Genomic DNA, 468 nt, shown 5'->3' with positions numbered 1-468 from the left:
GATGGCCAAAACCCCCGGCATCATCGGCAGTTCGTCGTCCTTGAATGCACCGACCGCGATCCACGCCAGAACCGCCAATAGGGCTACTAAGTAAGCACCGACCACCCACGGGCTTAATTGTCCAATGTCTAATCCCATGCTCCTTTCCTCAATGCGATGACCTCAGAGGCCGGGCGTGCATTCGATCTTGCCAAACATGCCTTCAACCTTTGAGCAGAAGCCATTCTTGTTTTGCCATTCCAGCGTGTACTTTTCAGCAACGCTTTTATCGTTCCTGATGTTCTGCTGAATTATCCGAAGCTCAGAAAGCTGCTCAGGCGAAGGCGTTGGCGCGTAGTAGCGCCAATCGCGGACGAAATCCGATACGTGGGGATCGTTGAGCGATTGAAGCTCAACCAGAATTTTGTCCTGCTCGTTGATCCGCTGCGCGGCATAGGTCGCTGCCGCCGCGTCCCGGCCGTCATCACG

General features: G+C 54.9%; 1 protein-coding gene. It reads right to left on the bottom strand.

The features are described 5' to 3' along the window. Nucleotides 1-162 precede the first annotated feature (162 nt). A partial coding sequence (locus tag HMPREF2886_RS34570) for a hypothetical protein (protein WP_168172013.1) occupies nt 163-468 on the bottom strand: 306 nt, incomplete at its 5' end.

Source organism: Pseudomonas sp. HMSC066A08 (genome assembly GCF_001813025.1).
Taxonomy (GTDB): domain Bacteria; phylum Pseudomonadota; class Gammaproteobacteria; order Pseudomonadales; family Pseudomonadaceae; genus Pseudomonas; species Pseudomonas aeruginosa.
Note: the sequence above shows the minus strand (reverse complement) of the source record. Positions and strands in the feature narration are given on the sequence as shown.